The 24,549-nt window shown below is 72.1% G+C and carries 23 protein-coding genes and 1 riboswitch; of the genes, 16 read left to right on the top strand and 7 right to left on the bottom strand.

All coding sequences use genetic code 11. From position 1 onward, the window contains the following. Positions 1 to 102: 102 nt before the first annotated feature. Together AB0E24_RS27925 and AB0E24_RS27920 are read right to left on the bottom strand one after the other, a co-directional pair. The gene (locus tag AB0E24_RS27925) at positions 103 to 747 is read right to left on the bottom strand and encodes a DUF2637 domain-containing protein (protein ID WP_371351946.1); all 645 of its coding nucleotides are present in this window, start codon (positions 745 to 747) and stop codon (positions 103 to 105) included. Positions 748 to 854: 107 nt separating this feature from the next. Beyond that, on the bottom strand, positions 855 to 1,061 hold the full coding sequence (locus tag AB0E24_RS27920) for a hypothetical protein (protein WP_069869814.1): 207 nt from the start codon (positions 1,059 to 1,061) through the stop codon (positions 855 to 857). Between the two features lie 298 nt (positions 1,062 to 1,359). Between AB0E24_RS27920 and AB0E24_RS27915 the strand changes: the two genes are divergently transcribed. From AB0E24_RS27915 to AB0E24_RS27900, 4 genes are all read left to right on the top strand, one after another. Further along, positions 1,360 to 2,832 carry an amino acid permease gene (locus AB0E24_RS27915; protein WP_069869815.1) on the top strand — a complete coding sequence of 491 codons (1,473 nt, stop codon included), beginning with the start codon at positions 1,360 to 1,362 and terminating at the stop codon, positions 2,830 to 2,832. Positions 2,833 to 2,842: 10 nt separating this feature from the next. Beyond that, the gene (locus tag AB0E24_RS27910) at positions 2,843 to 3,298 is read left to right on the top strand and encodes an Lrp/AsnC family transcriptional regulator (RefSeq protein ID WP_069869816.1); all 456 of its coding nucleotides are present in this window, start codon (positions 2,843 to 2,845) and stop codon (positions 3,296 to 3,298) included. 409 nt (positions 3,299 to 3,707) lie between these two features. Beyond that, complete coding sequence (locus AB0E24_RS27905) at positions 3,708 to 4,505, top strand: carbon-nitrogen hydrolase family protein (RefSeq protein ID WP_069869817.1); 798 nt, start codon at positions 3,708 to 3,710, stop codon at positions 4,503 to 4,505. A 67-nt stretch (positions 4,506 to 4,572) separates the two neighbouring features. Then, positions 4,573 to 6,282: a flavin monoamine oxidase family protein gene (locus AB0E24_RS27900; protein ID WP_102936781.1), complete on the top strand. Its 1,710-nt coding sequence runs from the start codon at positions 4,573 to 4,575 to the stop codon at positions 6,280 to 6,282. Between the two features lie 58 nt (positions 6,283 to 6,340). Here the strand turns inward: AB0E24_RS27900 and AB0E24_RS27895 are convergent, their stop codons facing one another. Then, positions 6,341 to 7,042, bottom strand: a complete 702-nt coding sequence (locus tag AB0E24_RS27895; RefSeq protein ID WP_079259676.1) for a DUF5995 family protein — start codon at positions 7,040 to 7,042, stop codon at positions 6,341 to 6,343. A gap of 89 nt (positions 7,043 to 7,131) precedes the next feature. Beyond that, on the bottom strand, positions 7,132 to 8,016 hold the full coding sequence (locus AB0E24_RS27890) for an NAD-dependent epimerase/dehydratase family protein (protein WP_232636778.1): 885 nt from the start codon (positions 8,014 to 8,016) through the stop codon (positions 7,132 to 7,134). Between the two features lie 132 nt (positions 8,017 to 8,148). Here AB0E24_RS27890 and AB0E24_RS27885 point away from each other — a divergent pair, with 132 nt between their 5' ends. Next, a complete protein-coding gene (locus tag AB0E24_RS27885; protein ID WP_347234417.1) occupies positions 8,149 to 9,015 on the top strand; it encodes a helix-turn-helix transcriptional regulator in 867 nt (288 codons plus the stop codon). Positions 9,016 to 9,069: 54 nt separating this feature from the next. On the opposite strand, the gene AB0E24_RS27880 is transcribed toward AB0E24_RS27885, so the two are convergent. The 3 genes from AB0E24_RS27880 to AB0E24_RS27870 form a co-directional block, all read right to left on the bottom strand. After that, positions 9,070 to 10,452, bottom strand: coding sequence for a uracil-xanthine permease family protein (locus AB0E24_RS27880; RefSeq protein ID WP_359381022.1), 1,383 nt, complete (start codon positions 10,450 to 10,452; stop codon positions 9,070 to 9,072). Between the two features lie 68 nt (positions 10,453 to 10,520). After that, a complete protein-coding gene (locus tag AB0E24_RS27875; protein ID WP_359381019.1) occupies positions 10,521 to 11,405 on the bottom strand; it encodes an isocitrate lyase/PEP mutase family protein in 885 nt (294 codons plus the stop codon). A gap of 86 nt (positions 11,406 to 11,491) precedes the next feature. Further along, complete coding sequence (locus AB0E24_RS27870; protein WP_359381016.1) at positions 11,492 to 12,724, bottom strand: MFS transporter; 1,233 nt, start codon at positions 12,722 to 12,724, stop codon at positions 11,492 to 11,494. A 134-nt stretch (positions 12,725 to 12,858) separates the two neighbouring features. Here AB0E24_RS27870 and AB0E24_RS27865 point away from each other — a divergent pair, with 134 nt between their 5' ends. The 11 genes from AB0E24_RS27865 to AB0E24_RS27815 all read left to right on the top strand — a co-directional run bounded on the left by AB0E24_RS27865 (position 12,859) and on the right by AB0E24_RS27815 (position 24,424). Next, entirely contained in the window at positions 12,859 to 14,085 is a 1,227-nt protein-coding gene (locus AB0E24_RS27865) for an ROK family transcriptional regulator (RefSeq protein ID WP_100809119.1), read from the top strand. A gap of 127 nt (positions 14,086 to 14,212) precedes the next feature. Beyond that, positions 14,213 to 15,517: an alginate lyase family protein gene (locus AB0E24_RS27860; protein ID WP_359381013.1), complete on the top strand. Its 1,305-nt coding sequence runs from the start codon at positions 14,213 to 14,215 to the stop codon at positions 15,515 to 15,517. Positions 15,518 to 15,951: 434 nt separating this feature from the next. Continuing rightward, positions 15,952 to 16,082, top strand: a riboswitch (FMN riboswitch). Positions 16,083 to 16,237: 155 nt separating this feature from the next. Next, the gene (ribD, locus tag AB0E24_RS27855) at positions 16,238 to 17,347 is read left to right on the top strand and encodes a bifunctional diaminohydroxyphosphoribosylaminopyrimidine deaminase/5-amino-6-(5-phosphoribosylamino)uracil reductase RibD (protein WP_069869826.1); all 1,110 of its coding nucleotides are present in this window, start codon (positions 16,238 to 16,240) and stop codon (positions 17,345 to 17,347) included. A gap of 1 nt (position 17,348) precedes the next feature. Continuing rightward, a complete protein-coding gene (locus AB0E24_RS27850; protein WP_079259682.1) occupies positions 17,349 to 17,981 on the top strand; it encodes a riboflavin synthase in 633 nt (210 codons plus the stop codon). Positions 17,982 to 18,022: 41 nt separating this feature from the next. Beyond that, positions 18,023 to 19,354, top strand: a complete 1,332-nt coding sequence (locus tag AB0E24_RS27845; protein WP_359381343.1) for a bifunctional 3,4-dihydroxy-2-butanone-4-phosphate synthase/GTP cyclohydrolase II — start codon at positions 18,023 to 18,025, stop codon at positions 19,352 to 19,354. Positions 19,355 to 19,420: 66 nt separating this feature from the next. Continuing rightward, positions 19,421 to 19,906: a 6,7-dimethyl-8-ribityllumazine synthase gene (ribH, locus tag AB0E24_RS27840; RefSeq protein ID WP_079259683.1), complete on the top strand. Its 486-nt coding sequence runs from the start codon at positions 19,421 to 19,423 to the stop codon at positions 19,904 to 19,906. 36 nt (positions 19,907 to 19,942) lie between these two features. Next, positions 19,943 to 20,215 carry a phosphoribosyl-ATP diphosphatase gene (locus AB0E24_RS27835; RefSeq protein ID WP_037951821.1) on the top strand — a complete coding sequence of 91 codons (273 nt, stop codon included), beginning with the start codon at positions 19,943 to 19,945 and terminating at the stop codon, positions 20,213 to 20,215. A gap of 50 nt (positions 20,216 to 20,265) precedes the next feature. Continuing rightward, on the top strand, positions 20,266 to 21,114 hold the full coding sequence (gene hisG / locus AB0E24_RS27830; protein ID WP_069869828.1) for an ATP phosphoribosyltransferase: 849 nt from the start codon (positions 20,266 to 20,268) through the stop codon (positions 21,112 to 21,114). Positions 21,115 to 21,173: 59 nt separating this feature from the next. Next, positions 21,174 to 21,629 (top strand): PH domain-containing protein, encoded by a 456-nt coding sequence (locus AB0E24_RS27825; RefSeq protein WP_359381006.1) that lies wholly within the window; start codon positions 21,174 to 21,176, stop codon positions 21,627 to 21,629. A 321-nt stretch (positions 21,630 to 21,950) separates the two neighbouring features. Further along, positions 21,951 to 23,318 carry a hemolysin family protein gene (locus tag AB0E24_RS27820; RefSeq protein WP_069869885.1) on the top strand — a complete coding sequence of 456 codons (1,368 nt, stop codon included), beginning with the start codon at positions 21,951 to 21,953 and terminating at the stop codon, positions 23,316 to 23,318. After that, complete coding sequence (locus tag AB0E24_RS27815; protein ID WP_079259685.1) at positions 23,315 to 24,424, top strand: hemolysin family protein; 1,110 nt, start codon at positions 23,315 to 23,317, stop codon at positions 24,422 to 24,424. The genes AB0E24_RS27820 and AB0E24_RS27815 overlap by 4 nt, the downstream gene beginning before the upstream one ends. Positions 24,425 to 24,549: the final 125 nt, after the last annotated feature.

Raw genomic sequence — 24,549 nt, 5'->3', positions numbered from 1 at the left:
CGGTTGGGACTGAGGCGCGGCGGTCCGGCTCGCGTCCGGACACCACTGTGGCCCCATTCGGCTCGGGTGAATGGGGCCACAGTGGTGTCTCGGAGCGGTGTCTCACCTCGCCATTCCACGCGGCTCACCCCTGGTCCGGGGCAACGCGTGGCGTGGCGGGCTGGTGAGGGTGATCTGCCGTACCAACTGGTGGAACGAGACCAGCGCGGCCACCGGGGGAAGTCCGGCCACGGCCATGCTGGGCGCGTTCCGCGGGGCGTGTGCGACGCACAGGAACACCGCGATGGTGGAGAAGAGCACCACCACGGCCCATGAGTGCGCCGCGCCCCGCCGGTGCAGTGCGGCCCGCAGCACCGACAGCGAGGCGACCAGCCAGGGCCCGTAGACCAGCAGGGGCCACCATGCCGCCATGGACTCCGAGGTGCTCGGGGAGGCCAGATAGCGCAGCGGGCCGTAGGAGATCATCCCGCCGAGCACGCTCAGCATCGCGACGATGACCGTGGTGACCGCCGCGAAGATCAGGCTGATCACATGCAGCCATGGCATCGTCGGCAGCCGGAAGCGGACCCGGCGGCGCTTGCCCCTCCCCCGCACATGTGCGGGGGAGGGGGCGCGGAGCGGGGGGATGGGGCCGGTGGTGTGCACCGACTCCTCGGCGGAGCTCGTCTGGAGCAGCCGCGCCAGGTCCCCCTCCAGGTCCCAGCGGCCCTCGATGGTCTCCGGGTCGGGCAGGGGGAAAGGATTCATCTCATAATCGGCGGCCGCCTCGAACCGCTCCCCGGGAGGGGGCGCGGGGGCGGCTCGGTGGCCGGTGGGTGGGGGCCCGTAGCCGCCCGGCCTCGGCTCGGTGTACGTCATGCCTTGACGCCCGGTTCCGTCGTCTCGGAGCGCTGGAGGAAGTCCGCCTCGATCCGGCCCAGGGCCCGGATGAAGTCCTCCCACACTCTCGCGCAGTATTCGAGCGGATAGCGTTCGCCGTCACCCCCCTGGTCGCGGGGCCGGAACACGGGTTCGGCGCCGGGTTGGGAGTGATCGGGTGGTTGCAGACTGTCAGTGGTCACGTCCCCACCAACGACCGCTAAAATCGTGCAGTATCGCGGCATTCGGGTGAAACGCGCGCTGACAAGCTCACTGTTTCGCAACGTTTCACCGCCGGGCGCCCCCGCGCGCAACGTTGCGACACGCATGCGCAACCATGGTCCATTACGGCCGTCGGCGGACGGCTCATAGGGTCTTGCGCTGACGTGGAGTGGCGAGGACCGGCTGCTCTCCGATTCCACCTGCGGGTTTGCCCCCGGGTACCGGTATGTCCGCAGCCGGCCGCCACCGCCTGATGGCAGCGATTAAGGAGCCCCCCAAGTGTTGGAGCACGGCGCAGCACCCTCCGCCACTCAGCAACCGGAACCAGACCCTCCGGTCGGCGGACTGGGCGCCCGGCTGATGCGGCGCAAGCCGGTCGAACGGCTTGTCGCCGAGGGCGGCCAGGGCGAGGGCGGGAGCCTGCGGCGCTCGATGGGCGTATGGCAGCTCACGATGATCAGCATCGGGGCCACCCTGGGCACCGGCATCTTCGTGGTGCTCGGCGAGGCCGTGCCGGACGCCGGCCCGGCGGTCGTCGTGTCCTTCGTCATAGCCGGGCTCACCGCGCTGTTCTCGGCGCTGTCGTACGCCGAATTGGCGGGCACCATCCCCGTCTCCGGCTCCTCCTACTCCTATGCCTACGCCACGCTGGGCGAGCTGATCGCCTGGGTCTGCGGCTGGTGTCTGATCCTGGAGTACGGCGTCTCGGTGGCCGCCGTCGCCGTCGGCTGGGGCGAGTACCTCAATGAACTGCTCGACGGCACCCTCGGCTTCACCATCCCCGACGTCCTGGCCGCCCCGCCCGGCGACGGCGGCGTCTTCAACCTGCCCGCTCTGCTGGTGGTGCTGCTGGCCATGGCGTTCCTGCTGGGCGGCGCCAAGGAGAGCGCCCGCGCCAACACGGTCATGGTGGGCGTGAAGATCGCGGCGCTGATCCTCTTCTGCGGTGTCGCCTTCACCGGCATCCGGGCCGGTAACTACACCCCGTTCATGCCGCTGGGCATGGCGGGCGTCAGCGCCGCCGGAGCCACCCTCTTCTTCTCCTACATCGGCTTCGACGCCGCCTCCACGGCCGGTGAGGAGGCCAAGAACCCCCAGCGCGACCTGCCCCGCGCGATCATGCTCTCGCTGATCATCGTCACCGCGCTGTACTGCCTGGTGGCCGCCGTGGCGGTGGGCGCCCTGCCGTGGAAGAAGTTCTCCGGCTCCGAGGCCGCGCTCGCCTCGATCATGAAGGATGTCACCGGACAGAGCTTCTGGGCCGTGCTGTTGGCCGCCGGCGCGGTCGTCGCGATCGCCTCCGTGGTGCTCACCGTGCTCTACGGGCAGACCCGCATCCTCTTCGCGATGTCCCGGGACGGGCTGGTGCCCAAGGTCTTCTCCACGGTCCACGCCAGGACCGGGGCGCCCCGCGCCAACACCGTGATCGTCTCGCTCTTCTGCGGTGTCCTCGCCGCCGCGATCCCGCTCGGCCAGCTCGCCGACGCCACCAGCATCGGCACGCTCTTCGCCTTCGCGCTGGTCAACATCGCCGTGATCGTGCTGCGCCGGACCCGGCCCACCATGCCGCGTACCTTCCGGGTGCCGCTGTCCCCGCTCTTCCCGCTGATCGGCTTCGCGCTGTGTCTGTGGATGATGGGCAGCCTTCAGCTCGTGACCTGGGTGGTCTTCGGCGCGTGGATGGCCCTCGGCCTTGTGCTGTACTTCGCATACGGCTTGCGCCGATCCCGACTGGCCACAGCAGAGAAGTGATTGCCCCCCAGTGCGACTGAACGATCTCGACGAACGCATCGTCCACGCCCTCGCCGAGGACGCCCGCCGCTCCTACGCCGACATCGGCGAGCTGGTCGGACTGTCCGCGCCCGCCGTCAAACGGCGGGTGGACCGGCTGCGCGCGGAGGGAGCCATCACCGGCTTCACCGTACGGGTCGACCCGATGGCGCTGGGGTGGGAGACCGAGGGCTTCATCGAGCTCTTCTGCCGCCACAACACCTCGCCGGGCGACATCCGCCGCGGTCTTTCGCGCTACCCCGAGGTGGTGTCCGCGTCGACCGTCACCGGTGACGCGGACGCCGTCGTCCAGGTCTTCGCCTCCGATATGCGCCACTTCGAGCGGGTGCTGGAGCGGATCGCGGGGGAGCCGTTCGTGGAGCGCACCAAGTCCGTACTGGTGCTGTCGCCGCTGCTGCGGAGGTTTGGGGCGGGGGCCCCTACGTAAGCGATTCGCTGGGTGCGGCTTGATCGACGGGGGGTGCGCCTACCTGTCGGTGGGCGGGTGCGGCGTCGTTGTGGCTGGGCGCGCCCCTGCGGCGGAGCCGTACGGGGCGTCTGCCCCTATCTGCCGGTGGGCGGGTGCGGCGCCGTCGTGGCTGGGCGCGCAGTTCCCCGCGCCCCTGCGGGGCGGAGCCGCACGTCGATACAGTCCCGCGCCCCTGCGGGGCGCCCCCCTCGGCGGAGCTGCGCTTCGGCGCGGCCCCGCGCCCGCTTTGGGGTGGGCGCAATGAATCGTCGTGTGGGGATCACCTATACGTCATGAATCGACGCCGGACGCAATGATCCCGTCTTGTTGGGCGATCCGGAGGCAACGTACTGTTTTTATGCCCGTACTCCTCCTCCCGAGGTCTGCCATGCCGCCGCTGCGCACCGCCCTGCTCCAGAACTCCGGTCACCCCGGCGACCCCGCCGGAAACCTCAAGGTCCTCGACGAGGCCGCCGCCCGCGCGGCAGCCGACGGGGCCGGGCTGCTGGTCACCGCGGAGATGTTCCTCACGGGGTACGCCATCGGCGGCGGCGTGCGGGATTTGGCCGAGCCCGCCGATGGGCCGAGCGGCCGGGCCGTGGCCGATATCGCCGCGGCGCACGGCCTCGCCATCCTCTACGGCTACCCCGAGCGCCACGCGGGCGCCGTCCACAACTCGGCACGGCTCGTGGGCGCGGACGGCACCGAGCTCGCCAACTACCGCAAGACCCATCTCTACGGCTGCTTCGAGCGGGCGTCGTTCACCCCCGGTGAGACCCCCGTCGTCCAGGCCACCGTCGGCGAGCTGACCGTGGGCATCCTGGTCTGCTACGACGTGGAGTTCCCGGAGAACGTACGGGCCCATGCCCTGGCCGGGACCGATCTGCTGCTGGTGCCCACCGCGCAGATGCACCCCTTCGAGTTCGTCGCCGAATCCCTGATTCCGGTGCGGGCCTTCGAAAGCCAGATGTACATCGCGTACGTCAACCGCAGCGGTCCCGAGGGCGAGTTCGACTTCGTCGGCCTGAGCTGTCTGGCCGGGCCGGACGGCGCCACCTGTCTGCGCGCCGGCCGCGGCGAGGAGCTCCTCCTCGGCGATGTCGACCCCAAACTGCTGACCACCTCGCGCCGGATCAACCCGTATCTGCGCGACCGCCGCCCCGGTCTCTACACCTCGCTCGGCTGATCCGTCCGGCCCCCTGCCGCACCCCGAACCACCCTTTGAGCACCAAGCAGCAAGGAGTCCGTACCTCATGACGTCCACGGTGCCCACCGCCGTCCATGACCAGCAGGAAGAGCGGGCCCTCGACGCCCTTCCGCCGGTCACCATGTTCGGCCCGGACTTCCCGTACGCCTACGACGACTACCTCGCCCACCCGGCCGGTCTGGGCCAGATACCCGCGACCGAGCACGGCAGTGAGGTCGCGGTCGTCGGCGGCGGTCTCTCCGGGGTCGTCACCGCGTACGAGCTGATGAAGATGGGCCTGAGGCCCGTGGTCTACGAGGCGGACCGGATCGGCGGGCGGCTGCGCACCGTCGGCTTCGACGGCTGTGACGACTCGCTGACCGCCGAGATGGGCGCGATGCGCTTCCCGCCGTCCTCCACCGCCCTCCAGCACTACATCGACCTGGTGGGCCTGAAGACCAGGCCGTTCCCCAACCCGCTGGCCCCCGACACCCCCTCGACCGTCGTCGACCTCAAGGGCGAGTCCCACTACGCCCGCACCATCGACGATCTGCCGCCGGTCTACCGCGAGGTGGCCGACGCCTGGAGCGCCTGTCTGGAGGAGGGCGCGGACTTCTCCGATATGAACCGCGCCATCCGCGAGCGGGACGTGCCCCGGATCCGGGAGATCTGGTCCCGGCTGGTCGAGAAGCTGGACAACCAGACCTTCTACGGCTTCCTCTGCGACTCCACGGCCTTCACCTCCTTCCGGCACCGGGAGATCTTCGGACAGGTCGGCTTCGGCACCGGCGGCTGGGACACCGACTTCCCCAACTCCATCCTGGAGATCCTGCGGGTCGTCTACACCGAGGCCGACGACCACCACCGCGGCATCGTCGGCGGGAGCCAGCAGCTTCCGCTGCGGCTGTGGGAGCGGGAGCCCGGGAAGATCGTCCACTGGCCCCAGGGCACCTCGCTGGCCTCGCTGCACGGCGGTGCGCCCCGCCCGGCGGTGACCCGGCTGCACCGGGCCGCGGGCGACCGCGTCGTGGTGACCGACGCGAGCGGCGACATCCGTTCGTACCGGGCTGTGGTCTTCACCGCGCAGTCCTGGATGCTGCTCTCCCAGATCGACTGCGATGACTCGCTCTTCCCGATCGACCACTGGACGGCGATCGAGCGCACCCACTACATGGAGTCCAGCAAGCTCTTCGTCCCCGTGGACCGGCCGTTCTGGCTGGACGAGGACGAGACGACGGGCCGGGACACGATGAGCATGACGCTCACCGACCGGATGACCCGCGGCACCTATCTGCTGGACGACGGCCCCGACCGGCCCGCCGTGATCTGCCTCTCGTACACCTGGTGCGACGACAGCCTCAAGTGGCTGCCGCTGTCGGCGAACGAGCGGATGGAGGTCATGCTCAAGTCGCTCTCGGAGATCTATCCGAACGTCGACATCCGCAAGCACATCATCGGCAGCCCCATCACCGTGTCCTGGGAGAACGAGCCCTACTTCATGGGCGCGTTCAAGGCCAATCTGCCCGGCCACTACCGCTACCAGCGCCGGCTGTTCACCCACTTCATGCAGGACCGGCTGCCCGCCGACAAGCGGGGTGTCTTCCTCGCGGGCGACGACATCTCCTGGACGGCGGGCTGGGCCGAGGGCGCCGTCCAGACCGCGCTCAACGCCGTGTGGGGCGTCATGCACCGCTTCGGCGGCACCACCGACCCGAAGAACCCCGGGCCGGGCGATCTGTACGAGGAGATCGCGCCCGTCGAGCTCCCCGAGGACTGAGCCGGTCCGGCGGGGCCCGGATCCCGGACGCGGACGGCGGATCTCAGGACGCGGAACCTCAGGGCGCCGACGGCAGGGGCGTGAGCAGAAAGCGCCCGACCAGGCCCACGGTCGTGTCGACGCGCTCGGCGAACTCCGCCGCCAGCTCCGGCAGCCCGCGCAGCCCCCACAGCGCGCGGAACGCCGCCCATGCGGCCTCCCGCGCCTTCTCCAGGCTCCAGGAGCCCATGAGATGGGTGAGCGGATCGGCCACGTCCAGCAGGTCGGGGCCGGGCATCAGCTCCTCCCTGATCCGCTCCTCCATCCCCGTGAGCAGTGCGCCGATCCGGTCGAAGTCGCCCTCCAGGGCGTCCGGTTCGACACCCCGCGCCCGGCAGGTGTCCAGGAGCGCGAGCGCCAGGTCATGGCCGATATGGGCGTTGATCCCGGCGAGCGCGAACTGCACCGGCCGGACCCCGGGATGGCGCCGCGACTGGAACAGCGGCCGCCAGCAGGCGGGCGGCCGACCGCCCGTGGCCACCGCGTCGACCGCCGCCAGATAGCGTCCGGCGAACCGCGCGTCCAGCTCCTCGGTGGCGGACGGGTCCTGGAAGTACCCGTCCACGAGCCGGCGGCCGACCTCCTCGGTGACCGACAGATACACCCCGTTGAAGACCGCCACCCCGTCCCCGGGCGGCAGCGCCGCGCCGAGCGCGCTCATGCGCGCCACGGCGCTTCTCACGGTGCGCGGTGCGGGCCGCGTGTGCGTGGGCATCGTCATGGACGTCAGAGTGGCAGGCCGGGCCGGTGCGGTCCCCGCCGTACGCCGCCGCTTCCCCTGGACGGTCTAACGCCCCGTCAACCGCCGTGTCACAGCGCCCCCGCGTCGCGGGCCGTCCACATCGACGGATACAGCGGCCGCCAGCCCAGCTCATCGCGCAGCCGGCGGTTGGAGGTGATCCCGAACCAGGGGTCGTCGGTCGTCCGCTCGGTCATGCCCTCGGGCAGCGGCGCGCCCTTGAGCTGGTGGATTTCGACGACGGTCGCCGGGGCGTCGTCGACGATGTTGTACTTGCGCCCCGACACCGAGCCACCGGCCGAGCCGCCCGGTGCGCGCAACAGCCGCAGCAGCGCCGCTGTCGCGTCGGCGTGGTGGACCATGGCGAGCCGCTGGTCCCCGGCCCAGTCCCGTGAGTGCGGCAGAAAGTTGTCCACATGCGGATCGCCGTCCCCGTACACAAAGGCCAGGCTGCCGATCCGCAGATCGAGGCCGTGCTCGCGGTGCAGCGCCAGCAGCTCACGCTCCGCCTCCGCCTTCGAGGCGGGGTAGGCGCCCCACAGCAGACCGCCGGGCCTGCTCTCATCGTCCTCGGTGAACGGCCGGCCGCGGGAGACGCCGTACACCAGATTGGTGCTGACCTGGAGGAACCGGCTCGTCCCGGCCTCGACGGCGGCCCGCCCGAGCGCGACCGCCGCGTCCCGGTTGACCGCCCACGCCTCCTCGTCCGGCACCCCGCGGAAGGCCGCCGCGATATTGACCACCGCATGCGCCCCCTCCGTGGCCCGCCGCAGATCCTTCTCCTCGCGCAGATCGCCGACCGACAGCTGTGCGCCCAGCGCCGCGAAGGGCGCACCGCGCTCCTCGTCGCGCACCAGCACCCGTACCTCGGTACCGGCCGCGGCCTGCTCCAGCAGCCGCTTGGTGAACCGCCGCCCCACCTGCCCGGTCACACCCGTCACCAGAATCAAAGGCATGAGCGTCCGCCTTTCTTCTCGTTCGTCGCTCGGCCCCAGCCTGCGGCGGTCCCGGCGGGACCGGGAGAGACCTCCCCATCCAGGGATTCGCAGACCCTGGATACGGGCGGCGGGTGCGGCGACCATGGGAGCGTGCATCGAACCGAACTCGCGGACTTCCTGCGCCGCTGCCGCGCCCGCCTCGGCCCCACCGAGGTGGGGCTGACGCCCGGCCCCCGGCGGCGTACGCCCGGACTGCGCCGGGAGGAGGTGGCCCAGCTCGCCGGCATGTCTCCGGACTACTACACCCGGCTGGAGCAGGCCCGCGGCCCGCGCCCGTCCCGCCAGATGCTGACCGCGCTGGCCCGTGCGCTACGGCTCACCGACGACGAGCGCGACTATCTCTTCCACCTGGTGGGGGAGGAGCCACCGCGTAACCGCGGCACCTCGGGGCATGTGCGGCCCGGTCTGCTCAGGGTGCTGGACCGGCTGTACGACACCCCGGCCCAGGTGATCACCGACTGGGGCGAGGTGCTGGCGCAGAACGCGATGGCGGCGGCGCTGGTCGGCGACATCACGGCGCGGCCGCCCGGTGACCGGAACATCATCCGGAGCTTCTTCACCCGGCGCGACGACACCCCCGGGATCTTCCCGAGCGAGGAGATCGAGGAGCATGCCCGGCTCCATGTGGCCACCCTCCGGGCCGTGCTCGCGGCCCGCCCGGACGATCCGGGCCCGGCGTCCCTGGTGGCCGAACTACTCTCCGGGAGCGAGGAGTTCGCGGCGATGTGGGCGGACCATGAGGTGGCCATACGGCACTCCACGGTCAAGCGGTTCACCCATCCGGTGGTGGGGACGATGGAGCTGGACTGCGAGGTCCTGCTGAGCTCGGAGCACGCCCAGCGGCTGATCGTCCACACCGCCCGCCCCGGCAGCGAGTCCGCCGAGCGGCTCGAACTGCTCCGGGTGGTGGGGCTTCAGAACCTCGCCCCGCGGGACGAGGAAAGCCCCGCGGGTTAGGGCCTGTGGTCACCTTCCCGTCCGCGGGCGACGACGGGAAGGTGACCACAGGCCCTAGGCCGGCCGCTCGTTGTCGTATTCGCTGGTGCCCGCGTCCAGCAGGGGCTCCTGCCGCTTCAGATGGGCCGGGGCCAGGGCGCGCAGCACGTGGTAGCCGAGCAGCACCACGATCGTGCCGAGCGCGATCCCGCCCAGTTCGAAGTTGTCGCTGATCTTCAGGCTGACGCCGCCGACGCCGATGATGACGCCCGCCGCGACCGGCACCAGATTGAGTGGATTGCGCAGATCCACCTTGTTGTGCACCCAGATCTGCGCACCGAGCAGCCCGATCATGCCGTAGAGGATGACGGTGATCCCGCCCAGCACCCCGCCCGGCACCGCCGCCACCACCGCGCCGAACTTCGGGCACAGCCCGAAGAGCAGCGCGAAGCCCGCGGCCGCCCAGTACGCGGCGGTGGAGTACACCCGGGTGGCCGCCATGACCCCGATGTTCTCGGAGTACGTCGTATTGGCCGGGCCGCCGACCGAGGTGGAGATCATGGTCGCCGCGCCGTCCGCGGCGATCGCCGTGCCGAGCTGGTCGTCGAGCGGATCGCCGATCATCTCGCCGACCGCCTTCACATGCCCGGCGTTCTCGGCGATCAGCGCGATCACCACCGGAAGCGCCACCAGCACCGCCGACCAGTGGAAGCTGGGCCCGTGCAGGGAGGGCAGACCGATCCAGTCCGCCTTGCCCACGGCGGACAGATCCAGCCGCCAGTGGTCGGTGATCCGTCCGCCGCCGCCGGCGGAGTGGATCTTGCCGAAGACGCGGTCGAAGACCCAGGAGACCGCATAGCCGAAGACCAGTCCCAGGAAGATCGCGATACGCGACCAGAAGCCCCGCAGACAGACCACCGCCGCCCCGGTCACCAGCATCGTCAGCAGTGCGGTCCACTGATCGGCGGGCCAGTACGTACCGGCGGTCACCGGTGCGAGATTGAACCCGATCAGCATGACCACCGCACCGGTCACCACCGGTGGCATCGCCGCGTGGATGATCCGGGCGCCGAACCTCCGCACCGCGAGACCGCTCAGCAGCAGCACCCCGCCGACCACCAGGATCGCCCCGGTGACCACGCCGCTGCCGCCGCCCTGTGCCCTGATCGCGGCGGCCACACCGACGAAGGACAGGCTGCACCCCAGATAGCTGGGGATCCGGCCGCGGGTCGCGACCAGGAAGAGGATGGTCGCGACCCCGGACATCATGATCGCGAGGTTGGGGTCCAGCCCCATCAGCACCGGGGCGACAAAGCTGGCCCCGAACATGGCTACGACATGCTGTGCGCCGAGCCCCACCGTTCTCGGCCATGACAGCCGCTCATCCGGTTTGACGACGGCGCCGGGGGCGGGGGTGCGCCCATCGCCGTGCAGGGTCCAGCGCACGCCGAGGCCCATGACTGCTCCACTTCATCGCTACGGGGAATCGCAGCAATGTTAGTTGGCCGAAAATATGCGCCATACGGCTATGCGGGGGTGGCCTCGGCGGGGTCCTGGGCGAAGTCCCCGGCCAGTGACTGTGCCTCGGCGTAGGAGAGCAGGTCAGCGGCCCGATCGAGGTCGTTCCTGGCCTCGGGGCGGGGGTGGGCGATCGTCCAGGCCAGCTCGACGGCCCGGTCCAGGGCGGCCCGGAAGAGCAGCGAACCACAGCTGATCCGCCGCACCCCGAGCTCCGCCAGCCGCTCATAGGTGTGGCGGCCGGGCGCGAAGAGGATGTTCAGCGGGGTCTCGCCGAGGTCGTCGGCCAGTGCGCCGATGTCCTGCTCATCGGTGAGCGCGGGCACGAAGATGCCGTCCGCGCCCGCCCGCAGATACGCCTCGATGCGCTCGGCGGTGGTGGACAGCGAGGGCGGGGTGCCGCCGTCGAGCGCGGCGAGCCAGTGGGTGTCGGTCCGCGCGTTCACGAACAGCCGGGGCACCCGCTCCTTGACGGCCGCGATCACCGCGCACTGCCGGGCCAGCGGTGCGAGGGTGCCGTCGGGGCGCCCGTCCTCGATGTTCACGCCGACCACCCCGGCCCGGTCCAGCTCGGCCGTGAGCGCCGCTACCTCCTCGGGCCGTTCGCCGAACCCGCCCTCGATATCGACGCTCACCAGCGCCGGAAGCCGGGCGAGGCCCCGGGCGAGGGCGAGCGTCCCCTCGCGGGCGGCGCCCGTCGCGTCGGGCAGCCCGGCCGCCGCGGCCACGCCCAGGCTGGTGGTGCCGATGGCGGGGAAGCCGCGCCGGACGAGGGCGGCGGCGGAGGCGTGGTCCCATGCGTTGGGCAGCAGCAGGGGCCGGTCGGCGTGGTGGAGCCGGTGGAAGGCGGTGTGGCGGTCGGGCGCCGGGCCGTCGCCCGTGTCGTCGGTCATATCACCGACCGTAGGGCCGGATCACTTCGGCGCTCACCGAACGATGGCGGTGTGCGGGCAGCCGGTGCACCGCCCCGGCCCCCGGGTCAGGGAAGGCTTGTCCGGGAGGTGGACGGGTCGGAGTGCGGGGCGGAGCCCGCGGCGTCCGTCCTGGCCGGGATCCGCAGCACCCCGGCCCCCGCCACCAGCCCCAGCGCCAACGTCGTGACCAGGCAGAACGAAATCGTCAGCGAGGTCAGATCCGCGATCGAGCCCATGGCCGCCGGAGCGATCAGCCCCGAGGTGTACGTGATCGTGGCGACGCCCGTGATGGCCTGGCTCGGGGCCGGGCCGCTGCGCCCCGCGGCGGCGAAGGCCAGGGGCACCACGACCGCGATGCCCAGGCCGATGAGGCCGAATCCGGCGATGGCGAGGGCGGGAGTGGAGGCGGTGACCACGAGGAGGCCACCGGCGGTGGCGAGGACGCCGCCCGTCCGTACGGTCCGCACCGCCCCGAAGCGGCCCACCACCGCGTCCCCGACGAGCCGGGCGCCGGCCATCGTGCAGGAGAAGGCGGTGGTGCAGGCGGCGGCGAGACCGGGGGAGGTGTCCAGGACGTCCCGCAGATAGACCGCCGACCAGTCCAGGCTGGCCCCCTCGGCGAAGACCGCGCAGAACCCCACCGCGCCGATGATCAGCGCCGAGCGGGGCGGCAGGGCGAACCGGGGCGGCGGGTGCTCCTCGGGGGTGCTGCGCAGGTCGAGGACCCAGTGGCAGACCACCGCGCCGAGCACCGTGAGGACCGCGGCGGCGATGCCGAGGTGGAGCCGGGCGTCGGCCCCGGCGTGTGCGGCGACCGTGCCCGCCGCCGAGCCGGTGAGCGCGCCCACGCTCCACATACCGTGCAGCCCGGACATGATCGAACGGCCGAGGCGGTTCTCGACCTCCACACCGAGGGCGTTCATGGCGACGTCGGACGTCCCCGCGGTCGCGCCGAAGACGAGAAGCACACCGCACAGCCAGACCAGACCGGGCGCGAGCGGGGGCATCACCAGCCAGGCGGTCCACAGGGCGAGCAGCCCGCGCAGCGCCGCGCGGGCGCCGAACCGATGGCTGATCCGCCCGGCCAGGGGCATCGCGAGCGAGGCCCCGATGGCGGGGAAGGCGAGCGCGAGGCCGAGCTGACCGGCGCTGAGGTCCAGCCGCTCCTGGATCCAGGGGATACGGGTGGCGAAGTTGCCGGTCACCGCGCCGTGCACGGCGAACACCGCGGCCACGGCGACCCGTGCCCGCCGTACCGGGCGCATCTCGGACGCCCCGGTCTCCTTGAGCCTGCCCATACCTGTCGCACCCTCCCCGTAGCGCCGGTCCGTGCTCGGCCTGTGCCCGGCCCGTGCCGTGGCCCACCGGAAACTATCAGGAAGGGTCCCTGATAGATAGCGCTTTTCCGATGGCCTTCTGGAAGGATCCCGGCATGACCTCGATGAGCGTGTCCGCGGTGGGCCGCACCGCCTCCCCGAGTACGGCGCGGGCCATCAACGACGGCCTGGCCCTGCATCTGCTCAAGGACAAGGGGCCGCTGACCGCGGGGCAGCTCAAGTCGCTGACCGGGCTGTCCCGTCCCACCATCGCGGACCTGGTCGAACGGCTGCGGCAGACCGGGCTGGTGGCGGTCGTGGGGGAGGCGGGCGCGGAGCGCCGGGGGCCCAACGCCCGGCTGTACGGGATCGTCGCCGACAGCGCGCATGTGGCCGGGGTCGACGTCCGTACGGACAGCGTGGCCGTATGCGTGGCCGATCTGCTGGGCCGGACCCTGGTCGAGGAGTCCCTCCCGGTGGCCCCGGACGTGGATCCGGCGCACACCGTGGCGGCCGCGGTGGCCCTGGTGGAGCGGGCCGCCGAACGGGCCGGGGCGGCGCGGCTGCACCACATCGGCATCGGCGCCCCCGGTCTCATCGACCCCGCCACCGGGGAGCTCAACTCCACCGGCGCGCTTCCCTCCTGGCACCGTGAGCTGGCCACCGCGCTGCATGACGGTCTCGCCGCACCGGTGCTCCTGGAGAACGAGGTCAATCTCGCGGCCGTCGCCGAGCAGCGGCTGGGCGCGGTGCGCGACCGCGACACCTTCGTCCTGCTCTGGCTCGGCCATGGCATCGGCGCGGCCGTGGTGCTCGACCGGGTGCTGCGGCGCGGGGCCTCCGGCGGCACCGGGGAGATCGGCTTTCTGCCGGTGCCCGGCACCTCGGAGCTGCCCTCCGCCACCAGTTGCGACGGCGGGTTCCACTCGCTGGTGAGCGGCGGCGCGGTCTGTGAACTCGCCCAGCAGCACGGCCTGGTGGCCGCGGCGTACGGCGAACGCGGGGCGGGCGCGGAGGGCTCCGGCGCGGCGGAGGCGGTGATCCGCGCGGCCCTCGGGGCGGGGGAGCGCGGCGAGGCGTTCCTGGACGCGCTGGCGGCCCGTATCGCGCTGGGCGTCGCGGCGATCTGCGCGGTGCTCGACCCGGGGTGCGCGGTGCTCGGCGGCGAGGTCGGCCGGGCCGGGGGCGATGGGCTCGCCGGGCGGGTGGAGGACCATGTCGCCCGGCTGTCACCGCTGCGGACGCGGGTGCGCGCGGGGGCGGTGGGCGGCGGCGGGGTGCTGCGGGGCGCCGTGCTGATGGCGCTGGACGCGACGCAGAACGAGCTGTTCGGCGCCCCGTAGACCGCGTGCCGGGCCCCTGCCGGGCGACCGGACCCCTGCGCGCTCTCTTGTCGTGCTCATGGAGCCGCCCTACTCTGAGCCCGATCTCGATTCTGAATAGCGTTCAGCTATCTGATGGGAGTGCTCGATGGGCGCACCTCCAGCGGGACGTGGGCGGCTCGCCCGGGCGATCATTGCCACCGCCGCCCTCCTGGCCGTACTGGCGATCCCCTCCGCCCCTTCCGCACAGGGTGCCGAGCGGGCCCCGCACGCGGGGCCGGTGCCCCGGACGGTGGTGCTCGACGGGCCCCGACTGTCCCTCACCAAGCTGAAGTTGCAGCTCGGGGACGAGAAACTGCGGCGGACCGTACGCGATCTGACCACCCGGGCCGATCGGTGGATGGAGCAGGGCCCCTGGACGGTCACCGACAAGGACCAGGTGCCGCCCAGCGGCGACAAACACGACTACTTCAGCCAGGCGCCCTACTGGTGGCCGAGCCGGCCGAAGACCGAGGACAATCCGTACGGCTGCCCCTACGTTCAGAAGGATGGCCAACGGAACCCCGACGTGGACAAGATGACGGACCGTCCCGAGGTCGGCAAGGTCTTCGAATCCGCCTACGAGCTCTCCCTGGCCTGGTACTACACCGGGGAGCGGGCCTACGCCGAGCACGCCGCCGACATCCTGCGCACCTGGTTCGTCACCCCGGCGACCCGGATGAACCCGAACCTCGACCACGCCCAGTTCATCCCCTGCCAATACGACGGCCGCTCGATCGGGATCATCGACTTCTCCCAGGCGTTCACCAGCCTCCTCGACGCCGCCGCCCTCCTGGACACCGGCGCCCCCGGCTGGTCCAAGAGCGACCACGAGGGCTTCCGCGGCTGGAATGAGCAGTTCCTGGACTGGCTGGTGAACAGCGACTTCGGCAAGGAGGAGGGCGCCGCCAAGAACAACCACGGCACCTTCTACGACATGCAGATCGCCGCCATCGCCACCGCCGTGGGCGACCGGGACCTCGCCCGCCGGGTGCTCCGCGACGCCCGCGCCAAGCGCATCGACACCCAGATCGCGGCCGACGGCACCCAGCCCCAGGAACTCGCCCGCACCCGCAGCTTCCACTACTCGACCTTCAACCTCGTCGCGTACACCCGGATGGCCGCCATCGGCGAGCACCTAGGGGTGGACCTGTGGCACTACACCGGGCCCGGCGGCGCGAACCTCTTCAAGGCGGTCGACGTGCTGCTCCCGGCGGCCACCGGCGCCGAGCCCTGGCCGTACCCGGAGCTCGACTTCCGCGCCTACGCGGCGAGCGACATCGTCCACGCGGCGGCCGACGCCGGGGACCGCGAGGCCCGCGCGGCGGTGGACAAGCTCCAGGCCCCGCCCGGCGGCGACCTGTGGGCGCTACGGCCCGCGGTGGAGCAACTGGACAGCATCGCCCAGGGGTAACGGCCCCCCACCTCCCCGAACGGACGGCAAGCCCCCGCCCCGCCCGAAACCGGCCCCACACCGCAAGGCCCCGCGCCGCCCCACATGTGGCGCCTTCGGGCGGCCGGTGACTGAAGCGTCCGGGTTGCCCGGGGGCCGGGGGCGTGCCTCGTCCGGGGTCCCGCTGCCCCACCGATGGCAGGGGCGGGGGTGGGCCCGCGGCGAGTGGCTGCGGTGGCCTCCGGGGTGTCGGCGGGTGAAGTGCCCGCGCTGCCGGGGGGCCGGGGGCCGTGCCCCCGGTTCGGGAAGGGGCGGGGTGGGGAATCCGCCCCCCGGGGGGCAGGGACCGGCGGCCAGGAGCCGGGGTCAGTGCTCGGCGGGTGAGCGAGGCCACATGGGGGTCGCCTCCCACCTGCGCTGATGGACATGGCACACTGGGCCCGTACCAGTGACGTCAGCGCACTCCGGGGTCGGTGAAAATCCGAACCGGCGGTTACAGTCCGCGACCCGTCCGCCGCCAGCGGCCGGTTGACCAGGTGAAATTCCTGGACCGACGGTGAAAGTCCGGATGGGAGGCAGTGCGCGGCGGTAGCGACATCACGGGTGCGCCGCCTCGGCGGCCCGCTCTCGCGGATGCGGGATGCGGGCGTTCCGTCGACCCGGCGTGCTGACGGTGGCGTTTCCGCTTCCATGTCATCTCGACAGCCCCGGAGTCCGTGCCCGAAGAGGCAGGAGGACCCGGTGGCCACCGCAGCCGAAGCTCAAGCGATGCGTCATGCTGTCGCGCTCGCCGCCCGCGGCATCGGCCGCACCAGCCCCAACCCCGCCGTCGGCTGCGTCATCCTCGACGTCGGCGGCCGCGTCGTCGGCGAGGGCTGGCATCAGCGGGCCGGTGGTCCGCATGCCGAGGTCCACGCGCTGCGCGCGGCGGGGGAGCGGGCCCGAGGCGGTACCGCACTCGTCACCCTCGAACCGTGCGACCACACCGGCCGTACCGGCCCCTGTTCCCAGGCGCTGATCGCCGCCGGGATCGCCCGCGTCCACTACGCCGTGGCCGACCCGACCGCGCAAGCCGCGGGCGGTGCCGCGACGCTCGCAGCCGCCGGGGTCGAGGTCGACGCCGGACTGCTCGCCGAGGAGGCCGAGGCGGTCAACGAACCCTGGCTGACCTCGATGCGCCGCGGCCGCCCGTTCGTGCTGTGGAAGTTCGCCGCGACCCTGGACGGCCGCAGCGCCGCCGCCGACGGCACCAGCCGGTGGATCACCTCCCCCGAGTCGCGCGCCGATGTGCACCGGCTGCGCGCGGAGGCCGACGCCGTCGTGGTCGGCTCCGGCACCCTGCGCGCCGACGACCCCCAGCTGGCCGTACGGGGCCGGGAGGACGCCACCCAGCCGCTGCGGGTCGTCGTGGACACCCGCGCGACCATCAAGCCCGGCGCCCGGGTGCTGGACGACACCGCGCCCACGCTGATCGCGGTCGCCGAGGACGCCGGTATCGGGCATCTGCCCCGGCGGCCGGGCGTGGAGACCGTAAGGCTGCCACGCGCGGAAACCGGCCTGCGGATCCCCGCGCTCCTGGCCGAGCTGCACGACCGCGGGGTGCGTTCCGTCCTGCTGGAGGGCGGGCCCACCCTGGCCGGCGCGTTCCTCGCCGCCGGCGTCGTCGACAAGGTCGTCGGCTATCTCGCCCCCGTCCTGCTCGGCGCGGGCCCCGCGGCCCTCGCCGGCGCCGGAATCACGACCATCGCGCAGGCGTTGCGCCTGGAGACGGCCGATGTCACTCGGCTCGGCCCGGACCTGCGCGTCACCGCCGTTCCCGTCGCCCCCACCCCCCTCGCCGAGGAGAACTGAAGTGTTCACCGGAATTGTCGAAGAACTGGGTGAGATCGTCGCCATCGAGCACCTCGGCGACGCGTCCCGCTTCCAGGTGCGCGGCCCCGTCGTCACCGAGGGGGCGAAGCACGGCGACTCCATCGCCGTCAACGGGGTCTGTCTCACCGTCGTCGACATCACCGAGGACGCGGAGGGCACCCGGTTCAGCGCCGACGTCATGGCCGAGACCCTGAACCGCTCCAGCCTCTCGGCGCTCGACATCGGCTCCCGGGTCAACCTGGAGCGCCCCATGGCGCTGGGCGGGCGGCTCGGCGGCCACATCGTGCAGGGCCATGTGGACGGCACCGGCACCATCGTGGACCGCAAGCTCTCCGAGCACTGGGAGATCGTGAAGATCTCGCTCCCCGCCGAACTGAGCCGCTATGTCGTCGAGAAGGGCTCGATCACGGTCGACGGCATCAGCCTCACCGTCGTCGACGCGGGCCCCGACTACTTCACCGTCAGCCTCATCCCGACGACCCTCGCGCTCACCACGCTCGGCGTCAAACAGGCCGGGGACCCGGTCAACCTCGAGGTGGACGTGCTCGCCAAATACGTCGAGCGGCTGCTGGGACGGGACAACGGCACGCAGGAGAAGGAGATCACAGCATGAGCGTCGCGCACGCGGCCGCCGGACCGTACGAGGGGCACAGCATGAGCGAGCCATCCGCGGCCACCGGCCCGGACCCGAGCACACCGGCCCCCGCTCTGCGGGCCGCGCACTGGCCCGACGAGCTCGCGCTGGACCCCATCGAGCGGGCCATCGCCGAGATCGCCGCGGGCCGTCCCGTGGTCGTCGTGGACGACGAGGACCGGGAGAACGAGGGCGACCTCGTCGCCGCCGCCGAGACGATCACCCCGGAGATCATCGCCTTCATGATGAGCGAGTGCCGCGGGCTCATCTGCGCGCCCATGGAGGGCGCCGACCTCGACCGGCTCCGGCTTCCGCAGATGGTCGACGAGAACACCGAGTCGATGCGGACCGCCTTCACCGTCACGGTGGACGCCACCGCCGAACACGGCGTCAGCACCGGGATCTCCGCCGCCGACCGGGCCACCACCCTGCGGCTGCTGGCCGACCCGGCCACCACCCCCGGCGACCTCGTACGCCCCGGCCATATCTTCCCGCTGCGCGCCCGCCCCGGCGGGGTGCTCGCCCGCGACGGCCACACCGAGGCCGGGGTGGACCTCGCCCGGCTGGCCGGACTGCGCCCGGCGGCCGTGATCTGCGAGATCGCGGGGGAGGACGGCGTGATGCTGCGCCTGCCCGACCTGGTCGCCTTCGCCCGCAAGCACGATCTGGCGATCGTTTCGATCGCCGATCTGATCGCGTACCGCAAGCCCGCCGAACCGCTGGTGCGGCGCGAGGCCGAGACCCGGCTGCCCACCGCCTTCGGCGACTTCCGGGCGTACGGCTACCGCGCGTCCGACGGCGTCGAGCACATCGCGCTGGTCCAGGGCGACCTCCAGGATGGCGAGGACGTGCTGGTCCGCGTCCACTCCGAATGCCTCACCGGCGATGTCTTCCACTCGCTGCGCTGCGACTGCGGCCCCCAGCTGCACGCCGCGCTGGAGCGGGTCACCGCCGAGGGCCGTGGCATCGTCCTGTATCTGCGCGGCCACGAGGGGCGCGGTATCGGGCTGCTGTCCAAGCTGCGCGCGTACGAACTCCAGGAGCTGGGCCGGGACACCCTGGACGCCAATCTGGAGCTCGGGCTGCCCGCCGACGCGCGGGACTACGCCGCGGGCGCGGAGATCCTCGCCGACCTCGGCGTGCGCTCGCTGCGGCTGATGACCAACAACCCGGAGAAGACCACCGCGCTGGTCCGGCACGGGCTGCGGGTCACCGGCCGGGAGCCGATGCCCGTCCAGGCCGGGGAGCACAATCTCCGCTACCTCCGCACCAAGCGGGACCGAATGGGGCATGACCTGCCCTGGCTGGACGGCGACCGCGCCGAACCCGTATCGGCCTGCGGCAACCAGTGACCACCACCTCAAGCACACCTGTACGACCCGCACACCAGCGCTGCTGGAGAAATGCCGAGGAGAGACGTGAGCGGTAAGGGCGCCCCCGAACTGTCCGTGAAGAACTGCGGGGACCTGCGCGTCGCCGTCATCGCCGCACAGTGGCACGAGAAGGTGATGGACGGGCTGCTCGACGGAGCCCTGCGCGCGCTCGGAGAGCTCGGCATCGACGAGCCCACCGTGCTGCGGGTGCCGGGCAGCTTCGAACTGCCGGTGGTCGCGAAGGTGCTCGCGGGCCGCGGCTACGACGCGATCGTGGCCCTGGGAGTCGTCATCCGCGGCGGCACCCCGCACTTCGACTATGTGTGCCAGGGCGTCACCCAGGGGCTCACACAGGTGAGCGTGGCCACCGGAGTCCCCATCGGCTTCGGCGTGCTGACCTGCGACACCGAGGAGCAGGCCCTCGACCGCGCGGGGATCGCGGGCTCCAGCGAGGACAAGGGCCATGAGGCGGTCACCGCGGCCGTCGCCACCGCCACCACCCTGCGGTCGGTCGCCGAACCCTGGCGCTGAACCGGGTCCCGTGACCCAAGTAGGATGACGGACACGATGCCCAAGAAGACGTTCGAGGAGCTCTTCGCCGAGCTCCAGAAGAAGGCCGCCACGGCCGACCCCGCCACTTCCCGCACCGCCGAGCTGGTCCACTCCGGTGTGCACGCCATCGGCAAGAAGGTCGTGGAGGAGGCCGCCGAGGTGTGGATGGCCGCCGAGTACGAGAGCGACGAGGCGACCGCCGAGGAGATCTCCCAGCTCCTGTACCACCTTCAGGTGATGATGGTCGCCAAGGGGCTGACCCTCGACGACGTCTACGCACACCTCTGATCACCCCATCAGCACCCTCACCCGCCGCGCCACCGAAGGAAAGAGCACTCATGCTGCGCATCGCCGTCCCCAACAAGGGTTCACTGTCCGAGCCTGCGTCGGCGATGCTGCATGAGGCGGGCTACCGGCAGCGCAAGGACCGCAGGGAACTGGTCCTCGTCGACGCGGAGAACGAGGTGGAGTTCTTCTTCCTCCGCCCCCGTGACATCGCCGTATACGTGGGCTCCGGCCGGCTCGACATCGGCATCACCGGCCGCGATCTGCTGCTGGACTCCGGCTCCCAGGCCGAGGAGATCATGCAGCTCGGCTTCGCCGGGTCCACCTTCCGCTACGCCACCCGCCCCGGCACGGCGAAGGACGTCGGCGAGTTCGGCGGGATGACGGTGGCCACGTCCTTCGCCGGACTGGTCACCAAGCACCTCGCCGACAACGGCGTGGACGCCGCCGTGGTCCACCTCGACGGCGCCGTGGAGACCGCCATCCAGCTCGGTGTCGCCGAGGTCATCGCGGATGTGGTCGAGACCGGCACCACCCTGCGCAACGCCGGGCTGGAGATCATCGGCGAGCCCATCCTGGAGTCCGAGGCGGTCGTCATCCGCCGCACCGGCGCCCCCGCCGACGACCCCAAGGTCCAGCAGTTCCTCCGCCGGATGCAGGGCGTCCTGGTCGCCCGGCGCTACGTGATGATGGACTACGACATCCGGGTGGAGCAGGTGGAGCGCGCGGTGGCGCTGACCCCGGGCCTCGAGTCGCCCACCGTCTCCCCGCTGCACCACGAGGGCTGGGTCGCGGTCCGCTCGATGGTTCCCACCCGGGAAGCCCAGCGGATCATGGACGAGCTCTACGACCTGGGGGCACGGGCCATCCTCACCACGGGCATCCACGCCTGCCGCCTCTGACGGCCCGCCCGCGCCCCACCTTCCAGCAAGCACACCCTCCCACCCGAGAGGCCGACCACGTGTCCGCCGCCGCGCCCACGCCCGCCCTGCCCGTCACCTTCCGGCCGACCAGGACCCGGGCCGTCCTGATGACCGTCGGTGTCGCCGTCCTGGTCGTCCTCACGACCGTGGCCCTGCTGCTGGAGCGGCTGGGGCCGGGGGAGCGGGCCAGCTTCATCGTCACCGGACTGCTGTTCCTCGGGGTGCTGACGCTGCTCAGCCGCCCCAAGGTGGTGGCCGAGGAGGACGGTGTGACCGTGGTCAACCTCACCACCAAGCGCCGGCTGGAGTGGGCGGAGGTGCTCCGGGTCAATCTGCGCCCCGGCGACCCCTGGGTCTATCTGGACCTCGCCGACGGCACCAGCCTGCCCGCGATGGGCATTCAGCCGGGTATCGCCAAGGCACGCGCCATCAGCGACGCGCGCGCTCTGCGGGCCCTCGCCGAGCGTTTCGGAACGGGCCGTGCCGTGGACTGAGCCATCGGGCAGGGCCGCCCGGCCCCATCCGTGCTGAGCTGCCCCTTTACGTCCGCTTCCGCCCGGTGCCGGGCGGGTCCTGGCCAACCGGCCGGTGAACCGCCCGGCACTCCAACGGCGCGAGGGGCCTGCCCGACACGCCCCATCCTTGATTACTCTGTTGCCGGGGCCGAACGGTGCCCCGCCCCGCCTCTGTCTGTGCGCACGTCCGCGTGTGCCTCGGCGGGCTCCCCTGCGACCCGAGGAGTGACTCCCTCCGCAGATGGACGGATCGTCCTGTAGTACCTGCGCCGCCGCCGACCTCGAGGCGGCGGCATGAGCATCACCCTGTCCCTTCTGCTGCTCTCCGCGGCACTTGTCCTGATCCTCGCCAACGGCTTCTTCGTGGCCGCCGAGTTCGGCCTGGTCACCGTGGAGCGGCCGGACGCCGAGCGAGCCGCCGACGAGGGCGACAAGCGCGCCCGTACCGTCGTCGAGGCGCTGCGCGAGCTGTCCTTCCAGCTCTCCGGCACCCAGCTCGGCATCACCATCACCTCACTGATCGTCGGCATGCTCGCCGAGCCCGCGCTCGGCCATCTGCTGACCGCGCCGCTCGAGGCGACCGGACTGCCGCACGGCGCGGTCTCCGGTGTCGCCGTCGTCCTCGGCATGCTGCTGGCCTCCGCCGTCCAGATGGTCATCGGCGAGCTGGTGCCGAAGAACTGGGCGGTCTCCCGGCCGCTCCAGGTCGCGCGCTTCGTCGCGGGCCCGCAGTACGCCTTCGCCCGTTTCTTCCGGCCCATGATCTCCCTGCTCAACACCGTGGCCAACCGGCTGGTGCGGGCGCTGGGCGTGGAGCCCACCGAGGAGCTGGCCTCCGCCCGCACCCCCGGTGAGCTGGTCTCGCTCGCCCGCCACTCGGCGCGGGCCGGCGCGATCGAGCAGGACACGGCCGATCTGTTCGTCCGGACCCTGTCCCTGGGCGAGCTGACCGCGCAGCATGTGATGACCCCGCGGGTGCGGGTGAGCGCGCTGCACTCCACGGCGACCGCCGTGGATGTGCTCAACCTCACCCGGGCCACCGGGCTGTCCCGCTTCCCCGTCTACCGCGACCGGCTGGACGAGGTCATCGGGATGGTGCACCTCAAGGACGCCCTCGCGGTGCCCACCGACGACCGGCTGCGCACACCCGTCAGCCGGATCGCCCAGCCCCCGGTGCTGGTCCCCGAGACGCTCCCGGTCCAGCCGCTGCTGGAGCAGCTGCGCAGCGAGCAGCCGATAGCCGTGGTCGTCGACGAGTACGGCGGCACGGCCGGTGTGGTCACCCTGGAGGACATCGTCGAGGAGCTGGTCGGCGAGGTGCGCGACGAGCACGACGACGAGGCCGCGGAGAACCCCGACCTGGTGCAGACCCACACCGAGGACGGCCGCACCGCATGGGACGCCGACGGCGGCTGCCGTGTCGACACCCTGCGCCGGAAGATCGGCCTCGACGCGCCCGACGGGCCGTACGAGACCGTGGCCGGGCTGGTGGCCGATCTGCTGGCGCGGATCCCCGCCCCCGGCGACACCGCCGAGCTGCCCGGCTGGAAGCTGGCCGTCCGGCAGGTCGGCCACCACCGGGCGGAGCTGGTGCGCATCGTCCGTACGGGTACGCCGCCCGCACAGATGAGTGTCCCCGCCATGGCCGGGAAGGCGGACGGACGATGAGTCTGGTACAGCTTCTCTTCGCCGTTCTGCTGGTCCTCGCCAACGGCTTCTTCGTGGGCGCCGAGTTCGCCCTGGTATCGGTGCGCCGCAGCCAGATCGAGCCGCGTGCGGCCGAGGGCTCCGCGCGCGCCCGTACGGTGCTGACGGGCCTGGAGAACCTGCCGCAGATGATGGCGGCCGCGCAGTTCGGCATCACCATCTGCTCGCTGACCCTCGGCGCGGTCGCCGAGCCGACCGTCGCCCAGATGCTGGAGCCGGTCTTCCACGCCGTTCACCTCCCCGGGCAGCTGGTGCACCCCCTCGGCTACGCCATCGCGCTCGCCGTGGTCGTCTTCCTCCATCTGGTCATCGGCGAGATGGTGCCGAAGAACCTGGCCATGGCCGCGCCGGACAGGACCGCGCTGTGGCTCGGCCCCGGGCTGGTCGGCTTCGCACGGCTGTGCCGGCCGGTCACCGCGCTGCTGGGGGCGTGTGCCCGGCTGGTGCTGCGGCTGTTCCGGGTGGAGCCCAAGGACGAGGTCGAGGCCGTCTTCACCAGTGAGCAGCTGACCCATCTGGTCGAGGACTCCCGGCAGGCCGGGCTGCTCGACCCCGGTGAGCACGAGCGGCTCGCGGACGCCCTGGAGCTGGGCAGCCACCCGGTCACCGATGTCCTCCTGGACCCGGCGGGGCTGGTCACCGTGGACCCCTCGGTCACCCCCCGGCAGATCGAGGAACTGACCGTGCGCACCGGCTACTCGCGCTTCCCGGTGTGCGGCCCCGGCGGCGCCTTCATGGGCTATCTGCATGTGAAGGACGTCCTGGAGCTGGAGTTCCCGGAGCGGGCCGTACCGCAGCGGGTCTGGCATCCGATCGAGACGCTGCGGGCGGAGCTGCCGCTGGACGACGCGCTCACCGTGATGCGCCGGGCCGCCTCCCATCTGGCGGCCGTCGCCGACGCGTCCGGCACGGTGCTGGGGCTGGTCGCCCTGGAGGACGTCCTGGAGAAGCTGGTCGGGGAGGTCCACGACCCATCGCACCGGGGTGAGGCCCGGGAGCGGGTGGCCGAGCCCAGGGGCGAGGCGGCGGCCTCGCCCTCCGCGGAGGAGCGGGCGATGGTCGGCTGACCGCGGCGGTCGCGCCTGCGGCGGGCCTTTCCCCTACCCGCCCCTTCCCACAACCGGGGCTCCGCCCCGGACCCCGCTCCTCAAGCGCCGGAGGGGCTGAAATCAGCCCGTCCGGGGTCCGGGGC

The sequence above is a fragment of the Streptomyces malaysiensis subsp. malaysiensis genome, assembly GCF_040653035.1.
Taxonomy (GTDB): domain Bacteria; phylum Actinomycetota; class Actinomycetes; order Streptomycetales; family Streptomycetaceae; genus Streptomyces; species Streptomyces malaysiensis.
The sequence above is the reverse complement of the archived record's forward strand: the minus strand, read 5'-3'. Positions and strand labels throughout refer to the sequence as shown.

Bases quoted from the DNA above. Each gene is read 5' to 3' on its own strand.
- AB0E24_RS27835 (WP_037951821.1), top strand. From the start codon at position 19,943: ATGCCCAAGAAGACGTTCGAGGAGCTCTTCGCCGAGCTCCAGAAGAAG.
- AB0E24_RS27870 (WP_359381016.1), bottom strand. From the start codon at position 12,724: ATGGGCAGGCTCAAGGAGACCGGGGCGTCCGAGATGCGCCCGGTACGG.
- hisG (WP_069869828.1), top strand. From the start codon at position 20,266: ATGCTGCGCATCGCCGTCCCCAACAAGGGTTCACTGTCCGAGCCTGCG.
- AB0E24_RS27895 (WP_079259676.1), bottom strand. From the start codon at position 7,042: ATGACGATGCCCACGCACACGCGGCCCGCACCGCGCACCGTGAGAAGC.
- AB0E24_RS27875 (WP_359381019.1), bottom strand. From the start codon at position 11,405: ATGACCGACGACACGGGCGACGGCCCGGCGCCCGACCGCCACACCGCC.
- AB0E24_RS27860 (WP_359381013.1), top strand. From the start codon at position 14,213: ATGGGCGCACCTCCAGCGGGACGTGGGCGGCTCGCCCGGGCGATCATT.
- AB0E24_RS27815 (WP_079259685.1), top strand. From the start codon at position 23,315: ATGAGTCTGGTACAGCTTCTCTTCGCCGTTCTGCTGGTCCTCGCCAAC.
- AB0E24_RS27905 (WP_069869817.1), top strand. From the start codon at position 3,708: ATGCCGCCGCTGCGCACCGCCCTGCTCCAGAACTCCGGTCACCCCGGC.
- AB0E24_RS27925 (WP_371351946.1), bottom strand. From the start codon at position 747: ATGAATCCTTTCCCCCTGCCCGACCCGGAGACCATCGAGGGCCGCTGG.
- AB0E24_RS27880 (WP_359381022.1), bottom strand. From the start codon at position 10,452: ATGGGCCTCGGCGTGCGCTGGACCCTGCACGGCGATGGGCGCACCCCC.
- AB0E24_RS27900 (WP_102936781.1), top strand. From the start codon at position 4,573: ATGACGTCCACGGTGCCCACCGCCGTCCATGACCAGCAGGAAGAGCGG.
- AB0E24_RS27890 (WP_232636778.1), bottom strand. From the start codon at position 8,016: ATGCCTTTGATTCTGGTGACGGGTGTGACCGGGCAGGTGGGGCGGCGG.
- AB0E24_RS27845 (WP_359381343.1), top strand. From the start codon at position 18,023: ATGAGCGAGCCATCCGCGGCCACCGGCCCGGACCCGAGCACACCGGCC.
- AB0E24_RS27865 (WP_100809119.1), top strand. From the start codon at position 12,859: ATGACCTCGATGAGCGTGTCCGCGGTGGGCCGCACCGCCTCCCCGAGT.